Annotated in this window: 29 protein-coding genes; 10 read left to right on the top strand and 19 right to left on the bottom strand. The window is 52.5% G+C overall.

Translation table 11 applies throughout. The annotated features are described in order from the left end of the window. The 10 genes from AC0IM9_RS19655 to dnaA all read right to left on the bottom strand — a co-directional run. A partial coding sequence (locus AC0IM9_RS19655) for a transposase (RefSeq protein WP_482804523.1) occupies positions 1–114 on the bottom strand: 114 nt, incomplete at its 3' end. Between the two features lie 244 nt (positions 115–358). Then, the gene (gene rlmN / locus AC0IM9_RS19650; protein WP_140913568.1) at positions 359–1438 is read right to left on the bottom strand and encodes a dual-specificity RNA methyltransferase RlmN; all 1080 of its coding nucleotides are present in this window, start codon (positions 1436–1438) and stop codon (positions 359–361) included. A 60-nt stretch (positions 1439–1498) separates the two neighbouring features. After that, positions 1499–1855, bottom strand: a complete 357-nt coding sequence (locus AC0IM9_RS19645; RefSeq protein WP_140913567.1) for a hypothetical protein — start codon at positions 1853–1855, stop codon at positions 1499–1501. 28 nt (positions 1856–1883) lie between these two features. Beyond that, on the bottom strand, positions 1884–2336 hold the full coding sequence (locus AC0IM9_RS19640) for a tellurite resistance TerB family protein (RefSeq protein ID WP_140913566.1): 453 nt from the start codon (positions 2334–2336) through the stop codon (positions 1884–1886). A gap of 247 nt (positions 2337–2583) precedes the next feature. Further along, positions 2584–3255 carry a TVP38/TMEM64 family protein gene (locus AC0IM9_RS19635; RefSeq protein WP_140913565.1) on the bottom strand — a complete coding sequence of 224 codons (672 nt, stop codon included), beginning with the start codon at positions 3253–3255 and terminating at the stop codon, positions 2584–2586. Between the two features lie 207 nt (positions 3256–3462). Then, positions 3463–3912 (bottom strand): hypothetical protein, encoded by a 450-nt coding sequence (locus AC0IM9_RS19630; protein WP_482805154.1) that lies wholly within the window; start codon positions 3910–3912, stop codon positions 3463–3465. A 117-nt stretch (positions 3913–4029) separates the two neighbouring features. Then, positions 4030–5337 (bottom strand): DUF3422 family protein, encoded by a 1308-nt coding sequence (locus tag AC0IM9_RS19625; protein ID WP_278209941.1) that lies wholly within the window; start codon positions 5335–5337, stop codon positions 4030–4032. A 104-nt stretch (positions 5338–5441) separates the two neighbouring features. Then, entirely contained in the window at positions 5442–6248 is an 807-nt protein-coding gene (locus AC0IM9_RS19620) for an ABC transporter substrate-binding protein (RefSeq protein ID WP_482805153.1), read from the bottom strand. A gap of 91 nt (positions 6249–6339) precedes the next feature. Further along, a complete protein-coding gene (locus tag AC0IM9_RS19615) occupies positions 6340–6522 on the bottom strand; it encodes a hypothetical protein (protein WP_482805152.1) in 183 nt (60 codons plus the stop codon). Between the two features lie 37 nt (positions 6523–6559). After that, positions 6560–7876, bottom strand: a complete 1317-nt coding sequence (dnaA, locus tag AC0IM9_RS19610; RefSeq protein WP_140913560.1) for a chromosomal replication initiator protein DnaA — start codon at positions 7874–7876, stop codon at positions 6560–6562. A 118-nt stretch (positions 7877–7994) separates the two neighbouring features. Here dnaA and gmk point away from each other — a divergent pair, with 118 nt between their 5' ends. From gmk to AC0IM9_RS19590, 4 genes are all read left to right on the top strand, one after another. After that, positions 7995–8609: a guanylate kinase gene (gene gmk / locus AC0IM9_RS19605; RefSeq protein ID WP_482805151.1), complete on the top strand. Its 615-nt coding sequence runs from the start codon at positions 7995–7997 to the stop codon at positions 8607–8609. Positions 8610–8632: 23 nt separating this feature from the next. Further along, on the top strand, positions 8633–9097 hold the full coding sequence (locus tag AC0IM9_RS19600; protein ID WP_140913558.1) for a hypothetical protein: 465 nt from the start codon (positions 8633–8635) through the stop codon (positions 9095–9097). 137 nt (positions 9098–9234) lie between these two features. Continuing rightward, on the top strand, positions 9235–10515 hold the full coding sequence (gene hemL / locus AC0IM9_RS19595) for a glutamate-1-semialdehyde 2,1-aminomutase (RefSeq protein ID WP_482805150.1): 1281 nt from the start codon (positions 9235–9237) through the stop codon (positions 10513–10515). A gap of 56 nt (positions 10516–10571) precedes the next feature. Further along, positions 10572–11072, top strand: a complete 501-nt coding sequence (locus tag AC0IM9_RS19590) for a hypothetical protein (protein ID WP_482805149.1) — start codon at positions 10572–10574, stop codon at positions 11070–11072. A 216-nt stretch (positions 11073–11288) separates the two neighbouring features. Here the strand turns inward: AC0IM9_RS19590 and AC0IM9_RS19585 are convergent, their stop codons facing one another. Then, on the bottom strand, positions 11289–11453 hold the full coding sequence (locus AC0IM9_RS19585; RefSeq protein ID WP_186289644.1) for a hypothetical protein: 165 nt from the start codon (positions 11451–11453) through the stop codon (positions 11289–11291). Positions 11454–11792: 339 nt separating this feature from the next. Here AC0IM9_RS19585 and AC0IM9_RS19580 point away from each other — a divergent pair, with 339 nt between their 5' ends. Then, complete coding sequence (locus AC0IM9_RS19580; RefSeq protein WP_482805148.1) at positions 11793–12485, top strand: FHA domain-containing protein; 693 nt, start codon at positions 11793–11795, stop codon at positions 12483–12485. A 7-nt stretch (positions 12486–12492) separates the two neighbouring features. Here the strand turns inward: AC0IM9_RS19580 and AC0IM9_RS19575 are convergent, their stop codons facing one another. The 3 genes from AC0IM9_RS19575 to AC0IM9_RS19565 form a co-directional block, all read right to left on the bottom strand. Beyond that, positions 12493–13308 (bottom strand): PP2C family protein-serine/threonine phosphatase, encoded by an 816-nt coding sequence (locus tag AC0IM9_RS19575; protein ID WP_482805147.1) that lies wholly within the window; start codon positions 13306–13308, stop codon positions 12493–12495. Positions 13309–13475: 167 nt separating this feature from the next. After that, on the bottom strand, positions 13476–14078 hold the full coding sequence (locus AC0IM9_RS19570; RefSeq protein WP_482805146.1) for a hypothetical protein: 603 nt from the start codon (positions 14076–14078) through the stop codon (positions 13476–13478). 94 nt (positions 14079–14172) lie between these two features. Beyond that, entirely contained in the window at positions 14173–15453 is a 1281-nt protein-coding gene (locus tag AC0IM9_RS19565; protein ID WP_482805145.1) for an amidohydrolase family protein, read from the bottom strand. A gap of 391 nt (positions 15454–15844) precedes the next feature. Here AC0IM9_RS19565 and AC0IM9_RS19560 point away from each other — a divergent pair, with 391 nt between their 5' ends. Genes AC0IM9_RS19560 through AC0IM9_RS19545 form a run of 4 tightly spaced genes read left to right on the top strand, consistent with a single transcriptional unit; the run spans position 15845 to position 17696 of the window. Further along, positions 15845–16327, top strand: coding sequence for a VOC family protein (locus AC0IM9_RS19560; protein WP_482805144.1), 483 nt, complete (start codon positions 15845–15847; stop codon positions 16325–16327). A gap of 7 nt (positions 16328–16334) precedes the next feature. Continuing rightward, positions 16335–16805: a VOC family protein gene (locus tag AC0IM9_RS19555; RefSeq protein WP_482805143.1), complete on the top strand. Its 471-nt coding sequence runs from the start codon at positions 16335–16337 to the stop codon at positions 16803–16805. Between the two features lie 22 nt (positions 16806–16827). Further along, positions 16828–17325 (top strand): SRPBCC family protein, encoded by a 498-nt coding sequence (locus tag AC0IM9_RS19550; protein ID WP_482805142.1) that lies wholly within the window; start codon positions 16828–16830, stop codon positions 17323–17325. 14 nt (positions 17326–17339) lie between these two features. Further along, positions 17340–17696 carry a YciI family protein gene (locus AC0IM9_RS19545; RefSeq protein ID WP_140913550.1) on the top strand — a complete coding sequence of 119 codons (357 nt, stop codon included), beginning with the start codon at positions 17340–17342 and terminating at the stop codon, positions 17694–17696. A 32-nt stretch (positions 17697–17728) separates the two neighbouring features. Here AC0IM9_RS19545 and AC0IM9_RS19540 read toward each other — a convergent pair whose 3' ends face one another. From AC0IM9_RS19540 to AC0IM9_RS19520, 5 genes are read right to left on the bottom strand one after another with little or no spacing between them, the layout of a single operon-like run. Beyond that, positions 17729–17971, bottom strand: a complete 243-nt coding sequence (locus tag AC0IM9_RS19540) for a hypothetical protein (RefSeq protein WP_482805141.1) — start codon at positions 17969–17971, stop codon at positions 17729–17731. Positions 17972–18010: 39 nt separating this feature from the next. Next, positions 18011–19372, bottom strand: coding sequence for an MATE family efflux transporter (locus AC0IM9_RS19535; protein ID WP_482805140.1), 1362 nt, complete (start codon positions 19370–19372; stop codon positions 18011–18013). Beyond that, a complete protein-coding gene (locus tag AC0IM9_RS19530; protein WP_482805139.1) occupies positions 19369–19914 on the bottom strand; it encodes a hypothetical protein in 546 nt (181 codons plus the stop codon). The genes AC0IM9_RS19535 and AC0IM9_RS19530 overlap by 4 nt, the downstream gene beginning before the upstream one ends. 27 nt (positions 19915–19941) lie before the next feature. Further along, the gene (locus AC0IM9_RS19525) at positions 19942–20736 is read right to left on the bottom strand and encodes a multinuclear nonheme iron-dependent oxidase (RefSeq protein WP_482805138.1); all 795 of its coding nucleotides are present in this window, start codon (positions 20734–20736) and stop codon (positions 19942–19944) included. Next, positions 20733–21872 carry a multinuclear nonheme iron-dependent oxidase gene (locus tag AC0IM9_RS19520; RefSeq protein WP_482805137.1) on the bottom strand — a complete coding sequence of 380 codons (1140 nt, stop codon included), beginning with the start codon at positions 21870–21872 and terminating at the stop codon, positions 20733–20735. The genes AC0IM9_RS19525 and AC0IM9_RS19520 overlap by 4 nt, the downstream gene beginning before the upstream one ends. Positions 21873–22473: 601 nt before the next feature. On the opposite strand from AC0IM9_RS19520, the gene AC0IM9_RS19515 reads away from it, so the two are divergent. Next, entirely contained in the window at positions 22474–22887 is a 414-nt protein-coding gene (locus AC0IM9_RS19515) for a GFA family protein (protein WP_482805136.1), read from the top strand. Positions 22888–22896 lie beyond the last annotated feature (9 nt).

Genomic DNA, 22896 nt, shown 5'->3' with positions numbered 1-22896 from the left:
GTTGATTCCAAGCTCTTTGGCTACCTGAGCCACCGATTGATCGGATTCATTAGCTAATTTGACTGCCGACTCTCTAAATTCTGCCGTATAGGTATTGGGTTTTTCTCTGCTCATTTTGGATCACAATTTTTTTCGGATATTTTAAAAATTGTGTCCGGTTTAGTGTAGCCCCATCACTGCCACATTGCGTCTGTAATTTGAACATGGGCCCAGAAAAGGGCTTGTTTTCCAGAGCAACCGGCTGTTTTGGCGAAAATACGCTCGATTATTGAAATTTTTGCCTCATCTTAGAAATTTCTGTTGCTCAAAACGGCTGTTTTTCAGAGGTTCCTTAAGTAGTTTTAATCTTGCCTGGTTTTTACGGAATGATTTCGGCGGGATTCAAGGATTGTTTCCGAATTTGTTGATTTGAATTGAGTTGTCCGCATGCGGCTAATACATCATCGCCTTTGGCGCCTCTAATTAAAGTCGGAATTTTGTAAGTATCTAAAACCGCTTTGAAATTTTCAATTGCCGCAGCATCAGGGCAAGTGTAACGCGACCCCGGAAATTCATTAAAAGGGATCAGGTTTATATATGCACTTTTACCGGCAAGCATCTTGCCGAGTTTATTCGCATCATCGGCGGTATCGTTGAAGCCTTTTATCAGAATATATTCATAGGTAATAAACTGCTTCTTTTGCAGCGGTATCTGGTCAATATATGATACTACTTCGGCTAGCGGGTACTTTTTGTTGAGTGGAATCAATTCATTTCGCTTTTCGGTAAAAGGCGAATGCAGTGATAGAGCCAGATTCACGCCAGGTATTTCCTGGCTCCATCTTTTAAGCCCAGGAATATACCCGGCCGTTGAGATCGTAATCTTTTGACTGCCGATTGAGGTGCCGTATTGCGATAAAAAAATTTCGCAGGCTTTTTTGACGGCATCAAAGTTATGTAAAGGCTCGCCTTGCCCCATAAATACAATATTTAAAATCCGCTCTTCGCCAGGTCTGTTGGTTGCCAACCAGCGCCAAGCCCGAAGAAATTGGCCGATAATTTCGTTGGTCGCCAAATTTCTTTTAAGCCCTTGTTCTCCTGTAAAACAAAAGGAGCAATTCATGGCGCAACCGACCTGCGACGACAGGCAAATAGAATATTTGTTATTGAACGGAATGAGGACTGTTTCGACTTTGCGCTGATCTTTGAGTTTGAACAGAAATTTGACTGTTCGATCTTTGTTCGATTCATAGACCGTATCGATTTCCGGCAGCGAAAAATCGAAATGGGCATCGAAGAAGGCAGAGGATGATTTGGAAATTTTATTGCGGCAGCGATCAATTTCTTTTTTCTTGTAGTGCCAATTAAACAGGACTGCCGGCACTGAAGGGCTTAAATCATTTTCACTGGCAACGGCCTCTAAATCCGAATAACTCAGATCATAAAAGGATTGTTTCAAAAGGGGCTCTCCTGATGAGGATAATTGAGGATTTCAATTTGTTGCTAAAGGCGCTGTTGGTTACTCGGCCAATAACACCTCAATGGCGGCTTTGGCATTGCACTGGCTAATCGCTTCGGCCAGTTGGTCGGCCGTCAGTTTGTGGCGGATGGCTTGAGTGTCTTGCCATTCGAATGCTTGGTATTCTTTCTGAGCGAAAGTGGCGATTTGGCATTTTTTGAACGGAGAATTTTCAAACGGCATGTTGGCATCCGCTGCTAAGGCTGCCATTGCTTCGGAACTGGGCGCGTAGATCAAGAAGTCGCCCTTCATCGCCAACACCGCACGGTATTGCCGGGCGGTCGTCAGGTACAAGCAACCGACTTCGATATCAGTTTGATTCAACCAGAGGTCTTTGTTTTTCTTCTGCTTTTTCATGCGTGATTCGGATAAGTTTTGAGCGGACTTAGGGTTTGCCATTCACCCGAAGTTTGGTCATTATAAAATCGGTATGAGAGACACCCAAAAGATCTGCAATTTTCCGCACCAGATATTCTTCTTGTGGGTCAAGTTGGCCGTCGGCATAGGCAATTTGCCAGAGCGATTGTATCAACCCGACCTTTTCGCCGGGACTGAAGCGTTTGTTGATCAGCGAGGTAAATTCGTAATAGTCGACCGCGTGTTGACGTTTTTGTTCTGCATTTGCCATCAAATGCTCGGCCTGTTCGGTCGATAACGAAAAACATTTTTTGGTGAGCGATAAAATCGCCGTCCGCTCGGTTTCCTGGCAAACATCGTCCATCGTCATCATTTCCATGAACAATGCAACCAAGGCCTGTTGAAGTTGGGCTTCTGCGGCAGCCGCCGGTAATGGCAGGGCGAGGTGTTTCTCAAAAAATAGTTTAATTTGGTCTAGCATCGGTCATAGTGAAAATGGGTTTGAAAAGTGTGTATAGGTTACCGGGCTAAAAGTTAATCGGGAACGGGGAATCCGACGAGGCGGCGGGTTGGGTCTACCGGCACCGGCGTTAGACAGGAGAAGCCCCCTGTTGCTTGAATTGTGGCTGTCGGCCGGCGCCGTTGGATGTTGAACGCCAAGATCGATGATTTGAGAACGGCTTCACCAGTCGCTCGGCGGCTAAGGCTTGAAGGCAGTATCAGCCGGCCTAATCCGAGTAGCGGCTGCTGCGCCGAAACCATACCGGGATCAGACTGGCGCTTGCCATTAACGCCAGCGAACCGGCAGTATGCCATTCGAACAAGTCGGCCGCGGAGCGGATCTGTTCCAACCGTTCGCCGCCGTTCGCATAAATCAACGAGGCTGGCACCACGCCAAGCAAGGTGCTGAGCAGATAATCCTTGAGCGATAGTCTGGATAATCCGGCGACGATGTTGATCAGGAAATAGGGCACCACCATAGCGACGCGCAGGCTAAGGAAATAATACAAGCCGTTGCGTTCGATTTCGTGTTCGATGGCTTCCAGGCGGCTGTAAAACAAGCGCTCGAATCGGCTTCTGAGGGCGTAACGGCTCAGCCAAAATCCCATTAAACATGCCAATAGCGTTGCGCCGACGTTGTAAACCGCGCCCAGGTAAAACCCGAAAAAATAGCCGGACAGGATTTTCATGGCCGCGGCCAAAGGTAGCGGTGAGTTGATGAAAATCGTGCACAACAAAAAGAATAAAACGACCGCCGCCCCGTAATGGCTGTCGATGAAAAGGCCGATGGCCTGTTTGTGGAGTTCGATATCTTGCAATCCGGGCGTACCGTGTCGAAATGCGGCGATGCCCAGCAAGGTTACCAACAAAATGGCGAGAATTGTCGACTGGGTGCGCATGCTTTTGGATCGGGTTTCCGGTTGAGGGGACGGCTGAGCCAATATCGGCCGGGGAATACCTGCCGCAGGAATTGGCCTGCTATCCAAACATAGCGATATGACCGGGGTATGACAATCGGCCGGGTTTCGCCTTACTGCGGTTGATTGTAGCGTCGGCTATCGGTTTTATAATCGACAACTCGGCCTAAATACATAAGCGGTCCCAATCTAACGCGGGCCGGTAATAATATTATTTTGATACTCCATGGATTGGGTTAAATTGTAGCCGTTATCGCTATATAGGTCGCCGGTAAAATACAAGTGCAAATCTATAATCCAGGCGATTCTTTTTTGCTTATTATTTTCGATAATGATTGTCGACAGTTTCGGGTTATTGTCGGTGACCTGGACTACCACGGTTTTCGGGTTATTGGGGTCTTCCTTCAATGCGCCGGTGACAATGCGCTGTGCGGCCTCCGGTGTCAGAAGCTGCCGTGCCACCTGATTCGACGCATTTTTTTCGTCGATCAGCGACTGGGCTTTGAAATAGCCGATATCGTAGGATATTTTGGAAATCAAACTTAAAACGATGGCTGCCGCCCAAAGCGACAACCCGATTTTCAGTCGCCTTCTAACTTGCGGATGCGAGAATCTTTTTAGAATAACGCGAAGTTTCATTATTAGTTTAGTTTCAAGATGTAATGTGGTCGATTTAGATTCAATCCGGGTAACGCCGGCGGTTTGTCGCCGCAGTTAAAATAACCAATAAACTCCAAAGCGACGGCGGAATATGCTTTACAAATCCGTCGTGTTTTCAATAATGCGGTGGATGCGTTTGGTGACGATGCCGATCGCGATCAAAATAAACGGGATAGCGATACCCTCGGCAATTTCGGGGTTCACGTGCCAGCCCGCGCTATGCAGGGCTTCGGCAATTTTACCGACCAAACTGGCGGCGTAATATGCGATCGCCACAATTGAAATCCCTTCGACCGTTTGTTGCATACGTAGTTGCATCTTGGCGCGCAAGGCCATCGACGACAGCAAGCCCTGGTTTTGGCGTTCGATGATGATATCGACTTTGGTACGCAACAGTTGGCTGGCGTTGCTGACCCGTTCCGAAACCAGGTTGAACCGGTGCGAGGTCGAGGCGCAGGTGTTCATTGCCGGCTCAAGGCGGCGTTTGATGAACTCGCCGAGGGTTTGAATGCCTTGAATCCGCGCTTCGCGCAAATCAGTCAGACGTTGGCCGACCAGATGGTAGTAAGCGCTGGCCGCCGCGAACCGGAACTGGTGCGACGAAATGTGGTTTTCCACTTCGGCGGCCAGTGCAGTCAGTTCGTCGAGCAATTTGGCGTCGTCGGCGTCCGGCTGGGTCATCGAGTTAGTGATTGCGTATAACTGGCGGTCGGCCCTTTTTAATTCGGGATAGAGTTTGCGGGCGATCGGAAAAGCCAGCAATGCCAGTACCCGGTAAACCTCGATGTCGAACAGACGGTGCAGCAGGCGGCCGGCTTGGGCGGTTTTCAGGTTTTGGTCGACCACCAGAAACCGGCTGAAGCCGTCCACATGGATTCGAAAATCGGTGAAGACCGACGCCGCGCCGCCGGTGACCTTGGAGCCGACGATCGGGTTGCCGGCAAAATAGGCGGACAGCGGGCTTAAATCCATGCCGTCCTGGTAATCGATGTCGGCGGCCGTCACCACGCAGGCATGGGCGGCCACCATGGTTTGGCCGGCGATTTTCGATAGCCAGTCCACCGGGACTTTTTTTAAGGCCGGTTCGGCAAACGGTTCGCTCTCGCCGTCGTAGGCGTAAAAGGTGTAGGTGCTGAATTCCCCGTGCTGTTCCCAACTCATCTGAAACGCGTCGAAGCCGGCGCTGAAATGGTCGGCGTCGTGGTCGGGCGCGGCGGCGCCGTAGCGTTGGCAAAGCGCGATCAGGTGCTGGCGTTCGCGCAGCTTTTCCTCGCCGGACAGCGCCAAGGCCAGGTAGCTGGCCCGCACCGGCAGGCTGCGAATCGATGAGGCGCGGGCATGGACTTCGTTATGCAGGACGAAGCGTTGCGGGTGGTTCGGCGGAATTTGAAATAAAGTAGCCACGGGACGTCGATTAAAAGTCTGGAAGATATGCCGCCAGACCGCAACAAAACGTAACGCTGCGGCAGCGGGTCGAGTATGGTTTTGGATTTGTCGTGCCGGCTGGTTTAACCATGTGCCGCCTGCCATGCCGACCATTGCCGGACGATGTGCTGCATCTGCCGCAGGCCGTGCTGCAACACCGCGGGGCCGGGTTGCAGGATGTCGGCCGATTTGATTTCGCGGACGAAGCCGTCGCGTACTGCCGGAATAAGGTCCCAGCCGGGGCGGCCGGCAAGCTGTTCCGGGCGGAATTTCTTGCCGCACCAAGAGCCGACGATGATGTCGGGTTGGCGCTCGACGACCCGATTCGGGTCGTCAATGATCCGGCCTTTGGCCGAGGCCTGACCGGCCAGCTCGGCAAAGCAATCGTTGCCGCCGGCCAGTTCGACAATCTCCGAAACCCAACCGATGCCGCTAATCAGAGGCTCATTCCATTCCTCGAAATAAATTTTCGGCCTGACAGCCATCGATTCGGCTGCGGCGCGGGCCGAGGCGATCTGCCGCTCTAACTCGGCACGCAATGTGGCGGCGGCTTCGGCGGCATCGACCAGTGCGCCGAGCGTGGAAACCATTTGCAGGATGCCGGCTAACGAACGTTGGTTGAAGGCATGCACTTCGATGCCGGCTTTGATCAGTGCCGCGGCAATGTCGGCTTGCAGATTGGTGCAGGTCAACACTAAATCGGGGTTCAATGCCAGAATCTTGCCGATGTTGGCCGAGGTGAAGGCGGCGACTTTGGGTTTTTCTTTACGTGCTGCGGCCGGGCGGGTGGTGTAACCGGAGATGCCGGCAATCCGCCATTGCTGGTTCAGCAAATAAAGCACTTCCGTGGTTTCGCCGGTCAAACAGACGATGCGTTGCGGGCCGTTCATGTTGAATCCTTGATCTGTTCCTTATCGCTTACTCGGTCCTTTCCGCCGTTTTCCATGAGCGCGGATCGAGGCGCTCGTAGCCGGGCTGTGGCTAATTTGATCGGTTCGCCGGGTCGATATCGTCGCTCTGCGGCTGTTCGAACATTCTGAGCCAAAACCAAGCTTCGAATACGCCTCCGGCGATCGCCGTGGCAGCGCTGGTTTTGGAATAACCTACCAGATAAAGCAAGGTTGCGGCCAGAAAAATCGCGGCACTGAGTAGATGGCGTTTCAAGGTGCAGCCAACAGCGGGCAAAGCGGGTCAGGACCGATCAATGCGATAAGGTCCGCAGCAGGTTTTTGTAGTCTTCGGCCATTTTCACGTCCTCCTCCTTCAGTTCGGCGATGCGTTTGCAGGCGTTGATCACGGTGGTATGGTCGCGGCCGCCGAAAGCGTCGCCGATTTCCGGATAACTGTGCGAGGTCAATTCGCGCGCCAGGCTCATCGCCACCTGCCGCGGCCGGGTGATGGATTGCTTGCGGTTTTTCGACGACAAATCGGCGACCCGAATCTTGAAGTACTCCGCCACGGTTTTCTGGATGTTGTCGATACTGATCAGTTTGTCCTGCAGACTGATCAAATCGTGCAGCGCTTCCTTGGTGAATTCCAACGTGATTTCGCGGCCGGTGAATTGGGAGTTGGCCACCACCCGCCGCAGCGCGCCTTCCAGGTCACGCACGTTGGACGGAATGCGTTTGGCGATGAAAAAAGCGATTTCCTGATCCAGCTCGACGCCGACCTGCAAGGCTTTTTTAATCAGAATCGCGGTGCGGGTTTCCAAGTCCGGCGGTTCGATCGCCACCGGCAAGCCCCAGCCGAAGCGCGATTTCAGCCGGTCTTCCAGGCCGTCGATTTCCTTCGGGTATTTGTCGCAGGTCAGTACCACCTGGTGCTTGTTATCCAGCAGATTGTTGAAGGTATGGAAAAACTCCTCCTGCGAGCGCTCCTTGCCGGCCAGAAACTGGATGTCGTCCATCAACAAGATGTCGATGCTGCGGTAGTACTCTTTAAACTGGTTGATGCTGTTCTGTTGCAGGGCCTTGACCATGTCCTGCACGAATTTTTCCGAGTGCAGGTAGACGATGTTGGCATCCGGTTTTTTCAGCAGCACCGCGTTGCCGATGGCATGCATCAAATGGGTTTTGCCCAGGCCGGAGCTGCCGTAGATGAATAGCGGGTTGTAGACCTTGCCGATATTGTCCGATACCGTGACCGATGCCGCCCGCGCCAACTGGTTGGATTTACCTTCGACGAAGCTCTCGAAGGTGAAGGCCTTGTTCAGAAAATTGGGCTGGTTCTTTTTCTGGGTCGAACTCTTGCTCAAGGTCGGTGCTTTGATGGCCGGCGCTTTCTTGGAGCCGATCTCGAAATGCACCGACAGCGTCGCATTCGAGAATTCGTTGACCGCGTCTTCGATGATCGAAAAAAAGTGTTGTTTGATATGGTCGATAATGAAACGGTTGGGGGCGAGCAACTTCAGTTGGCTGTCGGACTCCACAGCTTGCAGCGGCCTGATCCAGGTACTGAAATCCGCGCTCGGGATTTCATGTTCCAGTTTGGCCAGGCAGTTGTTCCAAATCACACTCATCGGCGTTAAAGAAGGGGCAGAGAAAGGCCTTGCATCATACCACAGCACGCGGCGGGGCTTGACTCTTAGGCGTTATCAGAAAAGAATGGCGGCCGCATGGATAACCCTGAATAAATAAATGACTACGGGCAGACTTTATATCATTTCGGCACCGTCCGGCGCCGGTAAAACCAGCTTGGTCAAACAGCTGTTTACCGAACTGGACGGATTGACGGTGTCGGTCTCGCATACCACGCGGCCGATGCGTAGCGGCGAGCGTCACGGTACCGATTACTTTTTCGTCTCGGTCGCTGAATTCAAAGCCATGATCGAAAACCAGGCGTTTCTGGAACACGCACAAGTGTTCGACAACTTTTACGGTACGGCGCAACAGACGGTGCAGGACAATCTGGCGTCCGGCCTGGACGTGATTCTGGAAATCGACTGGCAGGGTGCGCAGCAGGTGCGGCGTATGCTGCCGGCCAGTCAATCGATCTTTATCTTGCCGCCGTCGATCGAAATACTGCGCGAACGCCTGCAAAACCGCGGCCAGGACAATGCCGAGGTCATCGCCCGGCGCATGCGCGACGCGGTAACCGAAATGAGCCATTATCCGGAGTTCGATTACCTGATCGTCAACGACGATTTCGAACTGGCCTTGCGCCAGTTGAAGAGCATCATCGTCGCCAATCGCTTGCGCCAGGATAGCCAGCAGCAAACGCTGGCCCCGTTGTTACAGGACTTACTCAACTAAAACCAAATCAGACAGCACACATCATGAAAAACAACTCGTTGAAACGGGCCCTCGCCCTCGCCTTGCTTCCTGTCCTATTACTGCTGTCGGCCTGCTCCGATGACAAAGCCGAAGCAGAAGCCCCGAAAGCCGCCAAAACCGGCGCCTTGAAAAAATCCGTACACCGCGACGACACCGGCGAAGCCAGCGGTGCGGAAAAACGCCAATTCGAAAAGGAGTTCTCGGCCAAATGCGTCGAGCGCGAGTTGAAAAACTCGGTCAATAAAGACGTCGACGAGCCGCGTTTCAAGCAAACCTGCGATTGCATCGCCGAGCACATAATGAAAGACCTGTCGGAAATCGACGCCGAAAAATATATCGAGGATCACGAAGATACCCAGACCCTGGGCATCAAATTCGACGCTGCCGCGTATTTCTGCTTGCAAAGCAAACCGCAGCCAAAAGGACCGCATTTGTTCGGCAAACCTTCGGATAATTCCGCCAACTAACGGCAAACGGGCCGCCGGCGCCGGCGGCCCGATTCGCTCCGGCTGCTCTGACCGGGCAGCTCGGCCGGCGCTCCCGGAAACGCTCCCGCCAGCCTCGCGCTTCAGGCTCGATCAACTTCAATCCGATTGCACAAACCATGACACTATCCAGCGAACTATTCTCCCAAGCCCAACAAGTCATTCCCGGCGGCGTCAACTCGCCGGTGCGCGCCTTCAAGGGCGTCGGCGGTACCCCGGTTTACTTCGACCGCGCCCAGGGCGCCTACGTCTGGGACAGCGAAGGCAAGCGCTATATCGATTACGTCGGCTCCTGGGGGCCGATGATCTTGGGCCACGCCCATCCGGCGGTGATCGACGCCGTCAAAGTGTCCGCCGAAAAGGGCTTGAGCTTCGGCGCGCCGACCGAGATCGAAACCGTGATGGCGCAAAAAGTCTGCGAGCTGCTGCCGTCCATTGACATGGTGCGCATGGTCAGCTCCGGCACCGAAGCGACGATGAGCGCCCTGCGGCTGGCGCGCGGCTACACCGGCCGCGACAAAATCGTCAAATTCGAAGGCTGCTACCACGGCCATTCCGATTCGTTGCTGGTCAAGGCCGGTTCCGGCGCGCTGACCCTGGGCGTGCCCAGCTCGCCGGGCGTGCCCGCCGCGCTGGCCGCCGACACCATCACCCTGGCTTACAACGACAGCGACGCGGTCACACAAACCTTCGCCGAAATCGGCGAGCAAATCGCCTGCATCATCGTCGAGCCGGTGGCCGGCAACATGAACTGCATCCCGCCAGAACCGGGCTTTCTGCAAACCCTGCGCGAGGTCTGCGATCGCTACGGCAGCGTATTGATTTTCGACGAAGTCATGACCGGCTTCCGCGTCGGCCTGCAAGGCGCACAAGGCCTCTACGGCATCAAACCGGACCTGACCACGCTAGGCAAAATCATCGGCGGCGGCTTGCCGGTCGGCGCCTTCGGCGGCAGCCGCAAGATCATGGAATATTTGGCACCGCTCGGCCCGGTTTATCAGGCCGGTACCTTGTCCGGTTGCCCGGTGGCGATGGCGGCGGGATTGAAAACCCTGGAACTGATTTCCGCGCCGGGTTTTTACGACGAGTTGGCCGCCAAAACCGCCAAATTGCTGCAAGGCCTGCAAACCGCCGCCGACCAAGCCGGCATCCCGTTCACCACCAACCAGGTCGGCGGCATGTTCGGTCTGTTCTTCAGCCCCGAAAAATCCATCACCCGTTTCGCCCAGGTCATGGCCTGCGATGTCGAGCTCTTCAAACGTTTTTTCCATGCGATGCTGGATCAGGGCGTGTATCTGGCGCCGTCCGCGTTCGAGGCGGGGTTTGTTTCGGCGGCGCATACGGATGAGGACTTGCAAGCGACGGTGGAGCGGGCCAGGGTAATTTTGGGTAAGCTTTGAAGGTCAGTGCGGGGGCATGGTATACAGTAATTTCTAACTAATTGTTGGGCAACAGCGTGAAGCTCACTTACTTTTTAAGTACTATTCTGATTCTAATTTTCTCCGCAATCGAAACAGTTGCCGCGGAAGATGCCCTACTCACTTGCGGAAAAGCTACCGTTAGCCTTTTCAATAGCGAGATTAAAGACTCTCCATTTTATGTGTTGAAAGTCAAAGCCCCCGTGGCGGAGTTTCACTACCCGTATGACATGGATCGAGAATTTTTTATGCTCAGGTGCGAAACAAGCGCCGTCGGAAAAGTGTATGTTTTGTTCAACTGGGTTTGCGGTGGCACTGGGTGTAATGAAACGAGTTTCGGGCTGGTGGACACCGATACCGGAAAGATAAGCCTAGAACCAGGAGGCCGCTGGCGGGGCGAGGGAAATGGCGAGACGGCGTCCGAAATGTTAGGTCACCCCATCAAACCATTTTCTTGCGCGAAATTCTCGAGAACATCCATAGGTACCCCTGGAGCCAAAGGCGAGCTATGTTTTGTGTCGCCACAGGAGCTAGGTTAGGACCTCCAGCCCCCGCCAGAGCACCGCTAGAGAAAACGCGGGGGACAGCGAGCCAAGAATCTGTTCAAGGTAATTGAGACTTTACGCGAGCCAAAACAAGGTTGTTGGTCAAGGTGTCAGGGTGATCACACTTCGGGTGAGGCATTGGGGAGAATCGCAGGCGGCTCCAGGCCGAATGGCCGTCGGAAGAGCCGCCCGCCGTCGGGTTTGGCCGGATTAGAGCAGATCCTGGTCCGTTGCAGTCTTTTGTACCTTAGGCTCTTGAATGGCCGTGGATTTGAAATCGATCACCGGTTTCATCGTGACCCGAGCCTTACCATGCAACGTACAAAAATCGTCGGTGTCGCTGACACGGTTGCAATGAGGGCATTTCTTCAACATACATTTTCTCCGTTAAGTCTGAATCTTTAAGGCTAATCAGCCCGATCTGGGGGGCCGGCCCGGTAACATGGAGGCGCCATCCCGGTTTTTCAATAGCGCTGCCGATTTTCGAGCGCCATTGTGCCGCGACTAATACGATTTCACGCCGGATTTGGCAAGGCTTGGCGGTAAGGAAAGTAAAATCGCCGGCCGATATTTGTACGCCCGCTCAGGTTTCTCGGCGTCCAAATCTCGGACGACGCGCTTTTCCAGGCCAGCCAAACCGAATTAATTCATGACTTTTTGACCGCTCCGGCCAATACTTGTGCGGGTGACCAATTTCAGCGCGGGGGTGGAGCTATGAGTTTTGTCGAGATTTATTTCAACAGCTCGCTGCAAAACGTAGTCGAGATCGGCGATCAGGCCTGCAGTATCGGCCGGGCGACCTATAACCAGGTGTATATCGGCAACAAGGGTGTATCGCTGGTGCATGCGGCGATTTCCCGCCAAGACGGCGAATGGTGGCTGGAGGACATGAACAGCACCAACGGCACGTATTTAAACGGGACCAAGATTGCCGGCCGGCACAAACTCCGTTTCGGCGACGTCGTTACCGTCGGCAAGCACGATTTGAAATTTGTCGACCAACCTACGGCGCCAGGCCTGAACCCGGCCCTCTCCGCCCAATTAGACGATTTCGACCGCACGTTGCTGGTCAACCCGGCGACCGGCTCCGGCCAGCCCGCAACGGCTGCTCGGCCCGGCAACCAGGCCTTGCTGATGCACGGCGAGGCACGCAATATCAATAAATTGTTGTTGAACAAGGATTACTACACGATAGGCAAAGGCCCGCAGTGTAACGTGCGGGTGGGCGGTTGGTTTACGCCGAAACTGATCGCAGAAATCATCCGCCTCGGCGACCACTACTACCTGACGCCCGTCGTCGACAAACACATCCGCCTGAACGGCCGCGAAGTCGGCCAGCAAGTTCGCCTGGTTCACGACGACAATATTCTGGTGAAAAAAGTATTGATGAAATACGTCGAGCAATAGAACGCCGTTACTGGCAGATCAATATCACCGAGATATTGTCTTTACCGCCGGCGGCATTGGCGGCGGCAATTAAAGCCAGGGTTTTTGCTTCCAGATTTGCCGGGCAAAGACCCGCCAGCAAGGCTGCGATTTCAGCCTCCCCCAACATGCCGGTCAAACCGTCCGAACACAATAAAAAGCCGTCGCCGGGAGCTATCTCAACCACTTGGGTTTCCGGCTCGATTGCCGGATTGGGGCCGATAGCTTGGTATAAGCGGTTGCCGGGCGGCGGTTCGCCGATTCGGCCGGCATCCTGCCACTGCCGCAGCAACGAGTGGTCGGCGGTCAAGGCCTGTAACGCATCGCCGCGCCAGCGGTACAAACGGCTGTCGCCGATGTGAAATATCTGCATCGCCGCTAAGTCGGGCAGAAGCCGGCAGCCGACCAAGGTCGTGCCGCAACCGCTACCGTCGGCCGCTCCCCATTCGCAGTTGCTTCGGTAAAGCGTACGGTTGGCTTCGCGGATCAGGTCCGCCAGCAAATCGAGCTGCCGCGCCGGCAGATGGGGATCGGAGGGTTCGGCCGACTTGAACCAGCGGCCTAGCCAAGCCGGCGTTCGGCTGGCGGGCACGGGCGGCAGATGGCGGGCGATCAGACGCTCGACCTCGGCGACGGTCTGCTGGCTGGCAATATCGCCGCGGCCATGTCCGCCCATGCCGTCCGCCAGCAAACAGATCCCGGTTTCAGGACTGAGCAGGATGGTGTCTTCGTTAATCTCGCGTACTCGGCCCCGGTCGCTGGCGCCATAAACGAAGTAACGGTTGAAAATGGGTGCGGCCGGCATGGCGGTATCCTTCAGAACGGGCAATTTATCGAACTGCGCTAGCGAAAAGTGGCCGTAACCGGCCCAATTGTCAAGGTCGAGGCGCCGAATTGCCGGCCCCAACGCCAGCAAGCCGCATAAAAAAACCGCCCGCAGGCGGTTTCAGTTTGTACGGAATCGTCAGCAATCTATGCGCTACGTCGCTGCAAACCCAGTAGTCCGGCCAAGCCGGCGCCGAACAGCCACACTGCCGCCGGTAACGGCACCGGTGCCGCGATGTCGGCGTTGTCCAGCGTGAAATGGAAACCGGCGCCGAGATAGTCCTCGCCGCCGCTGGCAACCAACTCCAAAGTATCGATGCCGGCAAAGTTCAGGTTGAATAACTGTGCGGCGTCGGTGTTGACCAGCAATTGCTGTTGGTAAAGCAGGTCGCCGTTCCGGTAACCGCTGGCAGTGATCTGCAGGCCCCAGCGCGAAGCGGCAGCGAAATATGCAGAGCGGAAATCGAACAAGCTGTTCGAGCGAATACTGGCCGGGCCGCCGTCGGCGTTGAAGGCCGAATAGTCCGCCGATACCACGCCGTGGTAAAAGCCGGAATCGAAATCCGCGACCTGGGCCAATTGCGGGTTCTGCACCCAGAAATTGGACCAATTCAATCCGGCGTAGCCGTCGGCGATCGCTGCTTCCGCATCGGCGGTTATGTCGTCGAAACTCAAAATGGCGGCATCGGCGTTGCCAACCTTCAGAATGGATAAAGCGAAACAAAGTAATGCGAGATGAAGTTTTTTCATGGCCGTATCGGATAAAAGCGATTAAAGAATGGAAACCGGTAGATACCCGCCGCCGCGATGGCACTCCGCCGACGGGTAATCGCTAGCGCGACGGTTAGCGGGTCGGCGAGAATTTATTCACCACCAGTTTGCCGCCGGACATGACCAGATCCGGGTATTCCAGCAGTTTGAAGCGCTCCAGCGCATTGCCCTTGACCGCGATCAAATCGGCCGGAGCGTTGGTCGACAGCGTGCCGAGTCCGGGAATGCCGGTGACCAAGCGGGCGGCGGCGGCCGAGGTGGCCGAGCGCAATACGTTCAGTACGTCGCTGAAATCGATCGAATCGCCGCTGCCCATGTGCAACATCAGATGCAATTCCTCGCCGTTGATGCCCCACGGCACGTTGTCGTGGGCGATTTCGGAGCCGTAAACCAGCGGGAAGGCCAAGCCTTCGCCGGCATGTTCCTGGTACACATGCCCCACCGTATGGGCGTTTTGGTAGAGGCCGGCGCCGCACGAGGCCAAGGTGTCGATCGTGGTCATGAATTCCATGCCGTCGTGTACCGCAGAATGCAGCAATTCGGCGTTGAGCGCAGAACACGGCATATGAGCCAACATGTCGACGCCGGCCGCGTAGGCAAGCTCGAAACCGCTGTTTTCGCCGACGTGAGCCAGTACCCGCTTGCCGTGGTTATGCGCTTCGCTGACGATCCAGGCCACTTGCTGCTGCGACAATACCGGCCAGGGTGCGGCCGGCACCTCCCCGTGGCCGTGCGACATCATCCACGGCGCACCGGCTTCGCCGCCCGGCTCCAATGCGATCTTGATCGCCGAGGCGCCGCCGGCCACCAGATTTTGCACGATGGCTCTGACCTGGCCTTCCGTGGCATTGGCGGCGATGGCCAAACCAACCTTGTCGTAACCGCCGCCGGTATCGTCCGGGGTGAACACATTCAGCGGATAACCGCCCTGCGCTTGCAGAATCGGCCCGGTGCTCAGCAGTCGCAGGCTGCCGTTGCCGCCTTGCGGAGGCAGCAACGGGCCGCCGGTATCCTGCACGGTGGTAATGCCGTGCTCGAGGATTTTGTCCTTGCTGACGTTCTGAAACGTGACGTGGGCGTGCGACTCGATGAAGCCCGGCAGAATCGTCGCGTCGCCCAGGTTGTAACGGGTTGCGCATTGGCCGCTCAGGCTGGCGTAATCGCCGACAGCCTTTACTTTGTCGCCGACCACCAGCACGCTTTTGTTGAATTGCACTTCGTTGCCGTCGAACAGGCGGGCAGCGCTGATTAATTTGCAGGATACCGGAGCGGTGGCGGCGAAGCTCGGGCAGGAGGCGGCCAATACGGCCAAAGCCAGGGTATTCAAGGTAAACGATCTTTGGGGGCGTGGCATAAGGTGTCCTTGTCGCGTGAGTTGTAGTTATGTCCGAAATAAAAAACCGGCTCGGCCGGCCGCATCGCCAAACTCAGTACATGATCAACTAAGTCATTGTGTTATCAGGCAATATTTGCTGGCTGGGCCGGTGGGTATGGTATCGGTTTAACCGCGCCCGGTTTTATGCGCAACGGAGTCTTTGTTATGGCAAACGGATTAAATCGGCGAAATGACTGCGAGCTTGATTGACAGGACGGCGGTCTGGACTAGCCGGCCCGGATTGGCTTGGGCGCCGGGCATTGGGCCGGACGGAACCCCAGGAGGAAAAATATCGGTGGTGTTTGTCGATTTCCGGGTTTGCCGTTCGACTAGCTGGCGAACCCTTTCATTTACGACACAGGAGTAAACGATGAACTCACCCGTCAAACCGATCCCCGAAGGCTACCAAAGCGTCACGCCTTATCTGACCGTCGACGATGCCGCCGCCGCATTGGCGTTTTACCAGCAGGCGTTCGGCGCCGTCGAAATCATGCGCCTGCTGATGCCCGGCGACAAAATCGGCCATGCCGAATTCACCATCGGCGTATCGCATTTCATGATTTCCGACGAATACCCGAATGCCGGCTCGGCCTCGCCGCACAAGTTGGGCGGTACCCCGGTCAAACTGCACATGTATCTCAACGACGTCGATGCCGGATTTGCCCAGGCCGTGGCGGCCGGCGCCACGCCGGTAATGGAACCAGCCGATCAATTCTGGGGCGACCGAATGGCGGTGGTTAGCGACCCGTTCGGTCACCAATGGATGTTGGCGACCCACGTCGCCGATGTCGACGGCAGCGAATTTCAAGCGAAGATGGATGCGCTGGTCGCCGCCGGCGGCGATTGTGCGTGAGGCGGCTATGGCAACGATTACCCCGTGTCTCTGGTTTGACGACCAGGCCGAACCGGCCATGAATTTCTACCTGTCGGTATTCAAGGAAGGCAAAGTCCTGAACCTCAGCCGTTACCCGGCCGGCGCGCCATTGCCGGAAGGCACGCTAATGACCGCCGGCTTTGTCCTGAACGGCCAGGAATTCGTCGCGTTGAACGGCGGCCCGGCATTCAGTTTCAATCAAGCGGTATCGTTTGTCGTCAATTGCGAAACCCAGGACGAAGTCGACTACTACTGGGACAAACTCTCCGAGGGCGGCCAACCCAACCAATGCGGCTGGCTGGCCGACCGCTTCGGCGTACCTTGGCAAATCGTACCGACCGCGCTCGGCCGCTTGCTCGGCGATCCCGATCCGGCCAAGGCCGGGCGGGTGATGCAAGCGATGCTGCAAATGCGCAAGATCGATATCGCCGCGTTGGAACAGGCCGCCGCGGCCTGACTTTATTTTTAGGAGACAGCAAATGACCTTATTCGACCCGCAACTCGACCTGGTATTCGAACGTAGCGTCGACCTGTCCAGAGCACAAATCTGGCAGGCCTGGACCGTGCCGGAGCACCTAATGCCGTGGTTTTGCCCGCTGCCTTGGCAGACCGTAGCCTGCGAAATCGACTTGAAACCCGGCGGCGCCTTTTTGACCACGATGCGCTCGCCGGAAGGCGCCGAGTTTCCGCATGCCGGCTGCTACCTGGAAATCGTCGAACATCGGCGTTTGGTCTGGACCAATACGCTGCTGCCCGGCTTCCGGCCCAAACCGTTCGGCTCCGGCAATCCCGCAGCCTGCGGCGATTTTGCGATGACCGGCATCATCGAGTTGAGCGATCACCCGCAAGGCACGTTGTATCGAGCCACCGTACTGCACGCCGACCCCGCCGGCCGCGAGCAACACGCGGCGCTGGGCTTCGAGGAAGGCTGGGGCAAGGCGTTGGAGCAAATGCTGGCTTATCTGAAGAATCGCTAAGCGAAGGAGGTAACTTGAAATACCTGCTATTGATCTATTTTGAAGAACAAAACCTGGCCGAAGCCGAACGCCAAGCCTGTTACGACGAATCGCGCCAACTGGCGCAGGATTTGGCGGCCAAAGGCCAATTCGTCGCCGCCAGCCCATTGCAACCGACCGCGCTGGCGACCAGCGTCCGGGTGCGGGACGGCAAGCTTCTGATCACGGACGGTCCGTTTGCCGAAACCCGCGAGCAACTCGGCGGCTATTACCTGATCGACGTGCCGGACCTGGATCAAGCCCTGGCCGCGGCGGAACGCATCCCGATGGCGCGCAAGGGCACTGTAGAGGTCCGGCCGTTGATCGAACTGGACGGTTTGCCGGGGTCGTGATTTAGCCGCGCCGCAGCCTCGGAGCTGCCGGCTCAATCCAATTCGACCACGGCCAGTCGTACCCGCTTCAGAGCCGGATCGGTCCAGGCCACGTAGGCTTGGTTGCCGATTACTTGCGTCGCCAGATACTTGCTGGGCCATTTCGGAAAGCCGCCGCGGTAGAGCGTGGTGCGCCGGCTGATTTTACCGTCCTCGCCGAGCCTGGCGACGCGTAACTCGTCGTCCGGCCCCTGCCGGCCGCGCCAACTGACCAGTGCCGAACCGTCTTCCAGCAACGCGGCCCATCGTTGAATTTAAACAAAACTGACAGTCACTCAACTGTGTTTAAACAACCTGTTAACTAACTGTTCTTGAAGAAAATTTGTCAGTCTGCCAAATCGTTTATATTGTGTTAGCTTGAGGTCGTGGGTATATAGCCACACAAATAAACTAAAAATCAATGTACGAGCTGTGAAACAAAGAAATACTAACCAAGGAGATTCGGTCATTAAAGTAAGCCAGAAGCAGGGTATAAAAAAACACCACGCAAGAACTATATCAAGTCTTGCAAGCGTATCGAATTGATCACATGACTGAAGATACCCTCTCTGTAAAAATGCAATTACAAAAAAGGGAAGAGATAGGCCGATAATGACGCAAAAAGCTTTCCACCATTCTAAGCGTATATCTGATAGATGATAAAGTGACTGTCCAAGAAAATGTCCTTTTGTGGCTAATACTAGCCCTACTAGCGTAGAAATTGGTAATGCGATGGCTGCCACTCGAAGGGTTTGAGTGTATGCAGCCAAAATATCTTTGGCGGGATTGACTTGTGCGACTTGCATAGATACCGTTCGCATTAATGCAATTAAAGGCATGAATAGAAATGTGGAGAACTCATTCGTAACTCCAAATGCGCTAAAAATTGGGAGCCATTCTTGTCGAGCCCCAAGTATTCCTAGAATCGCTAGTCCTTCTCCTTGCCAAGAGGCTAGTCTAATCCATTCAGAGCCTATCTTTTTAGATATTGATAAAATCCAATTTTTTCCAAATACACTAAAAGGCATCGCGCGTGTTATAGAGCAAATTAGATAAACTAGCCAAAATAGCTCAATGAGCGAGACAAAATTGGTTGCTATATATGCCCCCACAAAACCATAGTCGAGTTTGTAAATTAAAATCCAGTCAAGTAAAGCGTTTGCTAATATAGTTACTGTGTAAATATAGCTAACACGCCGGCCTTCCCCGCATGCGAACAAGCACATCGACGAAATGAATACCAACATGCGGGTAGGTATGCTAATCGTCATCCAAAACAACCCCTGCTTTGCAAGCATTACAACGCCATCATCTACAACAATATATTTTAACCATAAAGGATAGGCGATTAGCCCAAGACCAGCGAGACAAAGAGATATCACAAATGTAAATGTAAAGGCTTGCCGGATAACGTTATATTTTAGTGTTATGTCTGGCTCTCTGCTCACCAAAACTGAAACTACTGGGCCTAATGCGTAAGCGAATATAGCATCGATAATCATCAACTTGCTAGGAACAACAAAGGCAGCAGTTGAATCTGCTCCCAAAGGGGCAATGAAAAGCATATCTGTTTGCAAAAGCAGGCTACTTGTTACGAATGACAGAAAAACTGCTAAATATGCTTTCCAAAACGAGTTTATATCTAGCGTGCTTTTCATAGATATTGCCAGCAATTTATTTCCCAACTGATGCCTAGACCATAGGCAAAACGAGACTTGCTACTTGTAAATATATTTTGAACAAGATTGTCTTCCGAGGAAAGAAGTACTATTTTTGCGGTTTTATCGAAAGCTACAGGTCGAATTGCACCAACGGCATGCAGAGTGGCTTTATCAATTAAAACTATGTGGGTGTAGTTGGAGTCAACGTAATGATTATTTGCCCATGCTAAGGCGGTACTTTTGAGTGCATCTATAATGCTAGGGTTTATGTCTATGTTGTTATATTTAACGGAGTTAGAGGTTAGCCAGTCAAAAAATACCAAATAGCGCTGCCAATTCAATCCAATTTTATTTTCTTCACAATAAATAAGAAAATCTCGTAATACAGACGATGAGTTAGTTCCCAACGAACTTTCTACTTTTGGTAGCCGATCAAATATGCGGTGCCAATTTGTCCTCGCAGCAAAATGAGCCAAAGCGTATTCGGCTGGGTCGGTGCTCGCACGTTCTGGGTTAATCAAGCATAATGGATTAAACATGATTTATATTAAAATTTTGGCTATTGATTAAAAAATTGAACGGATGGTGGCAAGATCATTTTGCCATTTTTCATAATCAATATTGTGGTCAAATTCAATGCAAATTGAATCAAAGTTTTCTTTGTTCTTTGTTGTGGACGATAGTAGGTCGTACGTTTCTTTTGCTAAAGGACAGTCGTGGCTATCGACCCATAGGTTGCTGTTTTTTAGCTTCGAAAACCCGCCTGCATGAAAGTTTACGGTGTGCTCAATAACGGATTTCCATGCATTGATGGGAAAGCCAGTATTTTTTTCAGATACTATTGCATTTGATAAATCGAAAAGAATGCCGCAGCCAGTTTTTTTTGAAATTGTTGAAAAAAAATCTGCCTGGCTAGTTGGGCTTGAAATCATTGATGGGAAATTCTCAAGCAGTATTTTACATCCTAATATATCTTGCCATTGATTTACTCTCGCTGTTGCTTCATCTATTTTTCTATAATCTAATTCATACAAAATAGGCGTGGGTAAATTATTAACTGTGAACCGAGCCACATGATCAGAAACATAAAGAGGCTTGCAGATTGTTATATATGGCCGCAGCTTATTTGCTGCGGAACGAAGAGATTGTTCTTTGCGCTCAAAAAAAGCAGACCTCATAATATGGAAGGCTAGAGGTACATTTGGTAATGCTTCCAATAGACTTTCCGGGCTACATAGGAGGAAGTTGTCAATTAATATCTCAACAAAATCTGCCTGACCGGAATTAATCATTTTTTTTATCTTGGAAAGTTGTAATGGAGATGTCAGATTTACACCAATCATTGGGGATTTTGTGGTCATATGTGTTTATGCTCTATTTTCTTTAGTTCTGCTTTAGCGAACTGTAAAAATTCTGGCAACAAAACAACTGATTTTTCGAGTTCGGAAGATGTAACTTCTTCTGCGGTGAAAATTACTCTTTTAGACGTTTCTTCGAGAAGATCTAACCATTTTAATATAAGGTAGTCAAGGTGGATGTTACGTTGAGTACATGCCTGTTCTAAGTAAGGGATATTGCCCGAAATCAAATATCTCAAATACCCCCGCATATAATCTATGCTACTATCTGAATATGAAACTGATTTAACGGGCTCTGATAATATATTACGTAATGCTGCAAAATCTTCATGGAATTCGCAAGACTTATCGGCCCATGTTGGAGGCGTATGTTCAATTGTGTAAATAGTGTCACTTGCTCTTTGATTGGGAATAAAGTGCCTAGCTAAAGAGAATAAGTTCCATACAGATTCTGGTATTGGATGATTGTGTCCGTCATGCATGCTTCCGTCTTTTGCTAAGGTAATGCCTGATAAATGAACTTCAGCGAGTTTTTCCCAAGGCACACACCCGATAATTACGTCTGGTGAAATACCGTTATTGTTCGCCTCTACAATTGCATGAGCGACATCAAAAATAATACCACACCAAGATTCTTTAGAAAGTATAGTAACATCACGCCAAGTATCTATAATATATTTTGGGCACTTGCTATAAAAATTTGCATTTTCTAACCATATCGGTAGTCCCGTTGTTTGATGTAAAAGGGTAAGAAATCTAGAGGCACGCTCTAAGTTCTGGTCATTTGGAATGTATGCATCTGCGGCACCAAGCAAGCCAATTCCGCTAAAGCGGGAGCCAGTAAGGTGAATGCCTACCGAAACTAATCTATCGTGTATCCAGTTTGGAAGATCATTAATTTGCTTGGCGATATGAGGGATATAGTCAGAAGCTACGTTGGCGCATTCTGTAATTGGTGTCCTTGCAAGATGCAACGAAAATTTAATATTGCTTAGATTTATATCTTGCTCTAGACTCGATAGCTCAGAAATGCCACCTTCTATAAAAGTGACATCATTTGGAATTTGTAAGAGAGGGATGTGATTTTTTTTTCTAAAAAAAGATGAATTAAAGCCAGTGCCAATAATTGTTTGATTCATAACTATCTTGTTTTTATGAAAAAATAAGGTGGGGCGAGAGTGCTTACCCCACCTAACTATAGGTTGTAATTTAGCCTACGTTATAACTTCCACAAGTCCCGTGGGAGTCTTCTAACTCTATTTCTAAGTCATCAATTTCTATAAATTTCATAGTTTTTTCCTGTGAGTTTTTGTACGGAAGACGATTGCCTTCCAATATGGCGATACAAATTCATTGTATCGGATATGAGAGTATCACAATGAAAATTGCGCTGCAAAAAAAATCTAACTGATAGTCTATGTTGCGGTGGTTTTCAAGTATAGTGTCGAATTGAATGACTCTATATAATAACGTTCTCAATATAACAGCAGTATGACGTATAAATCGTTCTAGAGGCTGTCGACATCTGCTCAACGCGCATACATTTAACAGGTTGGTGAAAAACTCTTTTTTGGCTTTGAATGACTCTATATTTAGTGGCGATGAAGCCACTTTCCTACTAAATGCTGGTTCGATTGAGCAAAATTAGCGTCTGAAATATGGTTTTTCACCAACCTGTTAACGTGCACTGCGGCCAAAAACGAAGCGGCATCTGCGGCTATCGACAAAACAGGAGGCCCCATGTCCGAAACCACGTTAAACGGCAGTTGCTTGTGCGGCGCCGTAAAGTTTCAAGTCCGCGGCGAACCGCAACGTTTCTACCACTGCCATTGCCAACGCTGCCGCAAAGCCTCCGGCACGGGCCATGCCAGCAATCTATTCCTCAGCAACGCGACATTAAACTTTAGCCAAGGCGAATCTTTGCTGAAACGTTACAAAGTACCCGAAGCCCAACGCTTTGCCCGCCAGTTTTGCAGCGAATGCGGCTGCGCCGTGGCCCGTTTCGTGCCGGAATTGGCCGCGGTATTGATTCCGGCCGGCACCTTGGACGACGACGCGCCGATCCAGCCGCAAGCCCGGATTTTCTGGGATTCAAGAGCCGACTGGTCTTGCGCCGGCGACGATTTGCCGTGCTACGCCACATACCCGAGCTGAGCGCTCTGT

The sequence above is a fragment of the Methylomonas sp. Uni0011 genome, from assembly GCF_056850255.1.
This window is presented reverse-complemented; position numbering and strand designations above follow the sequence as displayed.

Excerpts from the sequence above, each read along its gene's own strand:
- AC0IM9_RS19645 (WP_140913567.1), bottom strand. The coding sequence starts at position 1,855 with ATGAAAAAGCAGAAGAAAAACAAAGACCTCTGGTTGAATCAAACTGAT.
- AC0IM9_RS19640 (WP_140913566.1), bottom strand. The coding sequence starts at position 2,336 with ATGCTAGACCAAATTAAACTATTTTTTGAGAAACACCTCGCCCTGCCA.
- AC0IM9_RS19635 (WP_140913565.1), bottom strand. The coding sequence starts at position 3,255 with ATGCGCACCCAGTCGACAATTCTCGCCATTTTGTTGGTAACCTTGCTG.
- AC0IM9_RS19630 (WP_482805154.1), bottom strand. The coding sequence starts at position 3,912 with ATGAAACTTCGCGTTATTCTAAAAAGATTCTCGCATCCGCAAGTTAGA.
- AC0IM9_RS19620 (WP_482805153.1), bottom strand. The coding sequence starts at position 6,248 with ATGAACGGCCCGCAACGCATCGTCTGTTTGACCGGCGAAACCACGGAA.
- dnaA (WP_140913560.1), bottom strand. The coding sequence starts at position 7,876 with ATGAGTGTGATTTGGAACAACTGCCTGGCCAAACTGGAACATGAAATC.
- gmk (WP_482805151.1), top strand. The coding sequence starts at position 7,995 with ATGACTACGGGCAGACTTTATATCATTTCGGCACCGTCCGGCGCCGGT.
- AC0IM9_RS19600 (WP_140913558.1), top strand. The coding sequence starts at position 8,633 with ATGAAAAACAACTCGTTGAAACGGGCCCTCGCCCTCGCCTTGCTTCCT.
- hemL (WP_482805150.1), top strand. The coding sequence starts at position 9,235 with ATGACACTATCCAGCGAACTATTCTCCCAAGCCCAACAAGTCATTCCC.
- AC0IM9_RS19585 (WP_186289644.1), bottom strand. The coding sequence starts at position 11,453 with ATGTTGAAGAAATGCCCTCATTGCAACCGTGTCAGCGACACCGACGAT.
- AC0IM9_RS19580 (WP_482805148.1), top strand. The coding sequence starts at position 11,793 with ATGAGTTTTGTCGAGATTTATTTCAACAGCTCGCTGCAAAACGTAGTC.
- AC0IM9_RS19575 (WP_482805147.1), bottom strand. The coding sequence starts at position 13,308 with ATGCCGGCCGCACCCATTTTCAACCGTTACTTCGTTTATGGCGCCAGC.
- AC0IM9_RS19570 (WP_482805146.1), bottom strand. The coding sequence starts at position 14,078 with ATGAAAAAACTTCATCTCGCATTACTTTGTTTCGCTTTATCCATTCTG.
- AC0IM9_RS19565 (WP_482805145.1), bottom strand. The coding sequence starts at position 15,453 with ATGCCACGCCCCCAAAGATCGTTTACCTTGAATACCCTGGCTTTGGCC.
- AC0IM9_RS19560 (WP_482805144.1), top strand. The coding sequence starts at position 15,845 with ATGAACTCACCCGTCAAACCGATCCCCGAAGGCTACCAAAGCGTCACG.
- AC0IM9_RS19555 (WP_482805143.1), top strand. The coding sequence starts at position 16,335 with ATGGCAACGATTACCCCGTGTCTCTGGTTTGACGACCAGGCCGAACCG.
- AC0IM9_RS19550 (WP_482805142.1), top strand. The coding sequence starts at position 16,828 with ATGACCTTATTCGACCCGCAACTCGACCTGGTATTCGAACGTAGCGTC.
- AC0IM9_RS19535 (WP_482805140.1), bottom strand. The coding sequence starts at position 19,372 with ATGAAAAGCACGCTAGATATAAACTCGTTTTGGAAAGCATATTTAGCA.
- AC0IM9_RS19530 (WP_482805139.1), bottom strand. The coding sequence starts at position 19,914 with ATGTTTAATCCATTATGCTTGATTAACCCAGAACGTGCGAGCACCGAC.
- AC0IM9_RS19525 (WP_482805138.1), bottom strand. The coding sequence starts at position 20,736 with ATGACCACAAAATCCCCAATGATTGGTGTAAATCTGACATCTCCATTA.
- AC0IM9_RS19520 (WP_482805137.1), bottom strand. The coding sequence starts at position 21,872 with ATGAATCAAACAATTATTGGCACTGGCTTTAATTCATCTTTTTTTAGA.
- AC0IM9_RS19515 (WP_482805136.1), top strand. The coding sequence starts at position 22,474 with ATGTCCGAAACCACGTTAAACGGCAGTTGCTTGTGCGGCGCCGTAAAG.